A 6,967-nucleotide genomic window follows, 5' to 3' on the forward strand; every position below is an offset into this window, starting at 1 on the left:
GCGCGAACCCGGGGGCCCGCGCGAGGTCGGGATCGGCGAGGAGCAGCACGAGCACCGCGAACGCGAGCACCGGCAGCGCGGGCCGGTCGCGGCCGAGCACGCGCCCCGCGAGGACGAGCAGGCCCATGGCAGCGGCCCGCATGACCGAGGGCGACGGCCGGGCCAGCACCACGAACGCGAGCAGCGCCGCGGCGGCGATGAGCGCCGACGGCCGCGGCGCGATGCGCAGCAGGCGGGTCAGCGCGAGCACGGCGGCGAGGACGGCGACGCAGTTCTCCCCGCTCACGGCCACGAGGTGCGTGAGATCGCGTTAGCGACACGGGAACACGGTCGTGCGAGCCTTATTCCGTGGGCATCATCCTCGCGCGCTGGCGTCAGGTGGCCATGGGACTCGGCGCGGCGCTCGCCGCCGTATTGGCCATGTGGGCGCTCGTGGGTTGGTCTTGGTGGGCAAGGGTCCTCGTCGCCGCGCTGGCCTTCATACTCGGCTTCATGAGCACGGGACCGGAGCGCGACGACACGCCGCCGGCCGAGCCCAGCGCGTTCATCCGCGGCAACGTGCGCAGCGGTCGCGTTGTCGGGAACGCCTCGACGGCCAGCACCTTCATCGATGGCGACGTCGACGACACGGACATCGAAGCGAACCGGCATGACCCTCCCGCCGGAGCTTGACCCGCTGCCACCCTGGGTGAACCTCCCCAGCCCCTACTTTCCGTCTCGCGAGCCCCGGTGGCGCGAAGAGGTGCACCGCGCTGCGTCATCGGCTCATAGCGGCCCGACGGCCATCTCGATCGAGAACAGCAGCGTGACGATCGACGACGTCCGCATCTATGGTTTCGCGACCGGGGTGAAGGTCCGCGGTGATTCGACCCTGCGAGCCCGGGACTCGCTCATCATGGGGACACCGACCGCGTTCGATGTGGGCACAGAGCCGGGACCGGAGATCGACATCGAAGGTGTCACCCACCATCCGTGACGACGGACTATGGGGCGACCGCCCGCCGCTCCAGCACCGCCAGGCGCGACAACGCGCTCTGGCAATGCTCAGCCCCCTCGACGGAGATGGCGTGCTGACCGCCCAGCGCCTCCGACACCTCGTCGTAGCCCGGATGCCCGCGCGGTAGCTCGACCTGCTCGGCGCTTGGCGCCATGTGGAACACGTGATCCCACGCCAGAAGTGCCGCCTCGACGTGCCCGCGCAGCCGACGGTCCCCGATTCGTTCCACGAGGTCACGCATTGCGCGCGCCGGCGCGACGACTGCCTGCACCTGTTCGCGGTTCGCGCCGTCGCCCTTCTGCACTGCAAGGAACACGTCGCGAAGCATGCGCACCGTCGTTCGCAGCTCGTCGGCAGCGACGACCCGGCGCGCGCGCCGACGCTGAATCGCTCGCCCACTCATCGAGCCAACCGACAGGACGAGCCCACCGAGTCCGGACAGTGCGCCGGCGTCCACGAGCCACGTCGGAAGCGCCACGGCTCAATTGTGCTGCGCACGCGCGGCCGAGGCCGCATGACAAGACCAAGGAAGCGCAGGTCTGTCGCGCCGCGCCGCGACGACTCGCCCAAGTCGTAACCACTTCTGCGGATCGCATGCTCTCGGCGGTCTGCGCGTGCGAACCTCGGTGCGGCCCGAGCCAGCGCTAACGCCGACTCGGGACTGACGACCAACCTGGGACGACAGGAGATCGCCTGTGACCATCTGTGTCGCAGTTACTTTGCTTTGACACTCTGACGTCTTGGCGCCAGGTCAAGCGAACTGCCGCCGGGTCGAAGATGCGTCGCCAATCGCCGATCGGGTACGACGCGTCCCGCACGCATCGGGCCGCCGAGCGCGACTTGAGCACGACGATGTCAACGAGAAGGCCGATCACCTCGCGGCGCTGGCGAACGTCGCACGTTTCCCAGGTTGCACGTGGCGTCGTCGGCCTTGACGAGGCCGGCCAGCGCGCCGGCAGGCGGCGGCAGCGGCGTCGACAGCGCTTCCAGCGCCACGAGGGCGCGGTCGGAGCTTTGCCGTGATCGTGCGGAGCTGCTCGGCGGTGATCGCCTCGTCCGCGTAGTCGTTCGCGGCCTCGTCGAGGCGCCGTCGCAGTCGCTCGGCCTCCTCGCGGTTCTGCGCGGCTAGCGCGGACTCGTCACGACGAAGCAGGACCGCGGCGTCCCGGCGTTCTCCCGCCGACGCACAGGCCGTTCACGCACGTCGCCGCCGCCGGGCGACGACGACCGCGACGGTGACCGCAGCGATGGCCGCGCCGGTGACAGTGGCGAGGAGCAGGACGCCGGGCGCGCCGCTCGGCCAGCCGAGGGTGACGCCGGGCACGCGGGCCCCGAGGTGCGCGACGCGCACCATCCACCAGCACGCCGGTTCGGCGAGCCACGCGGCGCCGTGCGCGAGCGGCAGGCACCACAGTGCCGTGACCGCCGCGACGAGACCGGCGACGGTCGCCCACGCGACCACCGGCACCGCGAGCATGTTCGCTAGGCCGCCGAGTCATCCCGTTTTGCGTCACGATCCCGCTCGTACAGGTGCTCGTCTAGGAGGCAGAAGAGCGACGTCATGAGCATGATGGCGACCAGTGCGTTGCCCTCGTGCAAGTGGTCCGGGTGAGCGAAGTGCACCGTCACGTGGCGCGAGAGGACGCCCGGCAACGGCTGGTCGCCGCCGTGCCACTCGGTCAGGAACGGCACAACCGGATACAGCGCGTAGGTGCGCCGGATCTCCGCCACGCGCACGTCCTCGTGGTCGACCTTGAGCGAGTCACGATAAAGGCCGTAGTTGGTCCGGCCCCGCAGGTGCTTCTTGAGCAGCGCGTCGGCCACCGTGACGGCGAGCGTCTGCGCCGACGCGTGGCGGTCCGCCTCAATTGAGCAGATGGCCTCCTCGGCCAGCGGCAACCACTCCGCGACGCCGTCGTGGTCGACGTCGGCCAGCCGAGCACGACACTCCCCAAGCACCTGCTCGCGGGCTTCCACCAGCAGGTCGACGCGTGCCTGCCGGTCGGCCGCCGAGACCAGCGCAGCGAGCAGTTCAGAGCCGGGCACCCAGATGACTGGTAAGCCCTCTTCGACCGCCATGTTCGCCAGCACCGCGTAGTCCGGATCGTCGGGCCAGTTGGGAGGCCAGCGCCTCTCGATCCACTTCGGCAGACGCACCAGCGACTCGGTGAGACGGCGGCTTTGCTCGGCTGCCTCGCGCGCGGCCCTCTGAATGAGCCGCTCACGCTGCTGCCACTCGGCGGCGTAGGCGAGTTCCGGAGACGGTAGGCGCGCGAGCAACTCGATGACGCTGCTCGCGCGGACGGCCTCGACGGACGCGCGATGAATCTCCGTCCAACGCTGCGCGGGCTCGATCATCGCTGCACGCACGGCGCGCTCGTGGTCGAGCATCTGCTGCACGGCTTCGTAGGCGGCCGAGCGCGGCGCCATGATCTGCTCGTCGAGACGCTTGGCGGCCTTCGCCGCCTCTTCGATGACGTCCTGGTACTGGCGCGCGTGGGTCATGGCAGCCCGGGCGACGACTCGCTCGTACGCCGTAAGCGTGGAGCTGGCAGGCACCCGAACTGCAGGGCGCGTGGGCACGGCGGGCCCGACCTGGGTGCTCGTCACCTGGGCGTCGTCAGCCGGGCCCTTCGGCGCCTCGCTCTCGCCCACCTGTAGATGGTGCGCCGTCCGCCGGCCTCGGTGCTACGTCTTCGCCCTTCTCGGCGCGAGTCGCTCAAGCGTCGGCGTCGATCCTTCGCATCATTTCGGCAACGTGCTCCCCGATAGGTAGAAGCGCTGTTCGGAACTCGATGCCCGCCCGGTAGGGCTCCCAGGCGGGGTGGTTGTAGGGGTGGCTGCGGCGCATCCTGCGCGCCCTGCGCCACGCACCAATCCAGCTGTGAGCCATCAGGAACGCGAACGCGAGGAAGAGGGCTGCGAACATGAAGAGCGCGACTCGCCAAATGGTGGACGACGCATCTGACGGGGACGTGGAGCCGCCCTGACCGAAGATTCGCTCGACGTGCCAGCACACGATCATCACGACCCTGGTGACTCCCGAGAACACTCCGGCGGTGGCGGCGGCCACAGCCATACCAAGGAACCAGAACGACTGCGCCTTGTTCTCCGATGCTTCCGCGATCACTTCGTCATACGCCTTGGTGAGTTCTCGCGCACGGGAGAGCGCCACTGCTTTCCGGGCCAACTCGGCGCGCTCTGCAGGATCCGTCGTTATCCGAAGGGTCGGATCTTCGTATCGGGAATCCGGCCCCCGCAGCAACGACTCAATGCCTCGTGCCGCGCCCTGCACCATGACGGCGAGGAGTTGGATCACTTGGGCCGTATCGACCGGGATGGTGCAGGCCGAGATGCGCTGACTGGACTAAGCAGAACCCCCTCGCGAGAGGTCGACGCGGCGGATCGACAGATCCTGCAAGAACGCGGCGACGATGCCGTACTACGGGGTACGGGCCCGTCTCGTTCTGTGGGGCGAGAGACATCCATGCGGTACCCCTGCGTGTGGGGCTCGGATAGCGGCTCCGAGGAAGCCGCACCGTTCGGCGCACGTAGTCATCGCGGGCCGTTCTGCGCCATGGCCCTACAGCGAGCTCTCAGGCTCGGCATGCTGTGCCGCGTGACGAGCCCGCAGCCTCCCTGGCCGGTCGACAGCAACGGCCAGCCCGTGCCTGCCAGCCCGACCGGCGCCCCCGACCTCGCTGCGGTCGACTGGCCGCATGCCAACGGTAGGTGGGCAGGCGTCGGCCCCGACGGACGCCCACTGCCGCTGCCTGACGCCACCTTTGGCGCTCCGCCCGCCGCTGCGCCCCCCGCCACAAGCGAGGCCAAGGCCGTGCCGTTCACGCTGCTCATCGCGGGCGGCCTCTCCTTCATTGGCTCCTTCATGACGTGGGCCTCGGCCGACACGCCCTTCGGATCCATCTCCGTCAGCGGCACGTCAAACGGCAAGGACGGCAACATCACGCTGTTCCTCGGCCTGCTGCTCGCGGCCGTCGGCTTGCGGCGGCTCGTCAAGAAGCGGCTCGGCACGTGGGGGCTCGTCGCGGGCTTCCTGCTCAGCCTCGCCATCCTCGGCGTCGGCATCTACGACACGGCCGACATCAGCCGGACTGATGGAGACGGCGTGTCGGTGAACCCCGGCATCGGGCTCATCCTGCAGCTCGTCGCGGGCATCGGGGGCATCGTCGGCGCTGTCATGGCGACGCGGGAGCGGTCGCGGTCGTGACCCAACCGCCGTGGCCGGTCGATGCGCACGGCAAGCTTCTGCCGCGCACAGCCGAGGGGTGGCCTGACTTCCGTGCCGTCAACTGGCCCGTGATGAACGGCCAGTGGGCGCCCGTCGGCCTCGACGGCAGACCGGTCGTCTATGGCGACGTCGTCCCTGCCTCACCAACAGCGTTTCCGCCGCCCGCGGCAGGGCTACCCGCGCCGGGCCAGCCCTTTGCCCCGCCCACCCCGCAACCCGGCAAGCCGCTGCTCAAGCGACGCGGCGTGCAGATCGCGCTCAGTGTCTTCGGCCTGCTAGTAGTGCTCGGCGCCATCGGCGCGGCAACCGGCGGCAAGAGCAAGACGGCGAGCGTCACCAGCGCCTCGACGTCCACCCATGTCATCCCTGCGACTGCAGTGGCGGAATCGGCTTTACCGACCGTCAAGGCTGCGCCCCAGGGCTCGTGCGCAGCACTCCTGTCAGCCGACGGGCCAGTGACAGTGCCATCGACATGCCAGGGGCCGCAAGGCCGCGTGAAGGTCAACCGGACGTTCTGTATAGGACCCGACGTTCCCAACACCACGCTGTACGACTTCGCCGCACAGGGCAAGCACTGGTGGGCCTATGGCGGCACGTCCAGGCCTGACTGGCAGTCGTCTGGCTTCGACAGCGCCAAACGCGACTGCAACCCGCCTCCGTGGTTCCCGAAGGGTTACCAGGTCACGGGGCAAGACGACAACGTCGCGTACGAGTGGGTGCAGGACCCGCAGTGCACCTCGTTCGTCAAGTGCACCCAGGCAAACATCGTCGTCAACGAGGACTGCCCGACGCTCTACCTCGAGGTATCGACCGAGACTTCTGACGGCGTCGCCGTGGGCTACTCCAACGACGTGCTCAGCGGCCTGCACGTGGGCGACCGGGGGCTCATGACGTTCAACGTCACTGATGAGGCCGCGAGCAAAGTCGCCATCGACAAGGTGACCTGCTACTAGGGCTCAGCCCGCCGCGGCGTCGTCGAGACGCGAGGCTGTTCGTCACTCTCTGAACGTTCTGCCACGTCCAGGCCCGGCCCGAGACCGTCGTGACGCCCTCGCGGCTGAGCCACGCGGCGACCTCTTGCATGGTCAGGCCGCTGTGCCGCAGGTCGCGTACGCGCTGACGCGTCGCCTCAGCCGTTCGCACGGGCGCGCAGCCGCACCGACTTGTCGCAGATGGCGTCGACCTTGGCCCGCGCCGCTGCAGCCGCGTCGGCATCCTCGGGCAGCGTGAGGAGATCACGCGTATCCGGGCGCGCCAGCCGCTCGACGACGACCACGGCGCTGACGTATGCATCGAGACGGTCACCGTCACGGCTGACGCAACTCCCCCGCTCGCATCGGTAGATGCGCTTCACCGAGCGCTCGCCCGTCTTGCGGGACGTGGTGCGCGCGGAGGTCACAGCCGCCGTGCACGGCGGCGGACGAGCACGCCGAGCAGCACCAGCGCGCCGAGGAGCGCAAGCTCGGGCGCGCCGCTCGGCCAGCCCAGGGTGGCGCCGGGCACGCGGGCCCCCAGGTGCGCGACGCGCACCATCCACCAGCACGCCGGCTCGGCGATCCACGCGGCGCCGTGGGCGAGCGGCAGGCACCACGGTGCCGTGACCGCCGCGATCAGACCGGCGACGGTCGCCCACGCGACCACCGGCACCGCGAGCATGTTCGCGGGCACCGCCATCGGGCTCACTCCCGCGGCCATGAGGACGAGCACGGGCGTGCACGCGG

Annotated in this window: 11 protein-coding genes; 4 read left to right on the forward strand and 7 right to left on the reverse strand. The window is 69.8% G+C overall.

Translation table 11 applies throughout. The features are described from left to right. Positions 1-286 (reverse strand): ComEC/Rec2 family competence protein (locus VHB92_RS04490; RefSeq protein WP_325451824.1); only part of this gene is annotated, 286 nt, incomplete at its 3' end. A gap of 62 nt (positions 287-348) precedes the next feature. Between VHB92_RS04490 and VHB92_RS04495 the strand changes: the two genes are divergently transcribed. Together VHB92_RS04495 and VHB92_RS04500 are read left to right on the forward strand one after the other, a co-directional pair. Further along, the gene (locus VHB92_RS04495) at positions 349-672 is read left to right on the forward strand and encodes a hypothetical protein (RefSeq protein ID WP_325451826.1); all 324 of its coding nucleotides are present in this window, start codon (positions 349-351) and stop codon (positions 670-672) included. Between the two features lie 133 nt (positions 673-805). After that, the gene (locus tag VHB92_RS04500) at positions 806-976 is read left to right on the forward strand and encodes a hypothetical protein (RefSeq protein WP_325451828.1); all 171 of its coding nucleotides are present in this window, start codon (positions 806-808) and stop codon (positions 974-976) included. A gap of 7 nt (positions 977-983) precedes the next feature. Here VHB92_RS04500 and VHB92_RS04505 read toward each other — a convergent pair whose 3' ends face one another. The 4 genes from VHB92_RS04505 to VHB92_RS04520 all read right to left on the reverse strand — a co-directional run bounded on the left by VHB92_RS04505 (position 984) and on the right by VHB92_RS04520 (position 4,295). Then, positions 984-1,454, reverse strand: coding sequence for a hypothetical protein (locus VHB92_RS04505; RefSeq protein ID WP_325451830.1), 471 nt, complete (start codon positions 1,452-1,454; stop codon positions 984-986). Between the two features lie 738 nt (positions 1,455-2,192). Next, positions 2,193-2,474 (reverse strand): hypothetical protein, encoded by a 282-nt coding sequence (locus VHB92_RS04510; protein ID WP_325451832.1) that lies wholly within the window; start codon positions 2,472-2,474, stop codon positions 2,193-2,195. Positions 2,475-2,479: 5 nt separating this feature from the next. Then, positions 2,480-3,502, reverse strand: a complete 1,023-nt coding sequence (locus VHB92_RS04515; protein ID WP_325451834.1) for a hypothetical protein — start codon at positions 3,500-3,502, stop codon at positions 2,480-2,482. Positions 3,503-3,716: 214 nt separating this feature from the next. Next, the gene (locus VHB92_RS04520; RefSeq protein WP_325451836.1) at positions 3,717-4,295 is read right to left on the reverse strand and encodes a hypothetical protein; all 579 of its coding nucleotides are present in this window, start codon (positions 4,293-4,295) and stop codon (positions 3,717-3,719) included. Between the two features lie 321 nt (positions 4,296-4,616). Here VHB92_RS04520 and VHB92_RS04525 point away from each other — a divergent pair, with 321 nt between their 5' ends. Together VHB92_RS04525 and VHB92_RS04530 are read left to right on the forward strand one after the other, a co-directional pair. Then, complete coding sequence (locus tag VHB92_RS04525; protein WP_325451838.1) at positions 4,617-5,225, forward strand: hypothetical protein; 609 nt, start codon at positions 4,617-4,619, stop codon at positions 5,223-5,225. Beyond that, positions 5,222-6,199: a hypothetical protein gene (locus VHB92_RS04530; RefSeq protein WP_325451840.1), complete on the forward strand. Its 978-nt coding sequence runs from the start codon at positions 5,222-5,224 to the stop codon at positions 6,197-6,199. The genes VHB92_RS04525 and VHB92_RS04530 overlap by 4 nt, the downstream gene beginning before the upstream one ends. A 176-nt stretch (positions 6,200-6,375) precedes the next feature. Here the strand turns inward: VHB92_RS04530 and VHB92_RS04535 are convergent, their stop codons facing one another. After that, complete coding sequence (locus VHB92_RS04535) at positions 6,376-6,600, reverse strand: hypothetical protein (RefSeq protein WP_325451842.1); 225 nt, start codon at positions 6,598-6,600, stop codon at positions 6,376-6,378. Between the two features lie 41 nt (positions 6,601-6,641). Beyond that, positions 6,642-6,967, reverse strand: a 326-nt coding sequence (locus VHB92_RS04540; RefSeq protein WP_325451844.1) for a ComEC/Rec2 family competence protein, incomplete at its 5' end; no start/stop codon positions are given.

Origin of the sequence: Humibacter sp. (assembly GCF_035547335.1) — a bacterium.
Classification (GTDB): Bacteria; Actinomycetota; Actinomycetes; order Actinomycetales; family Microbacteriaceae; genus Humibacter.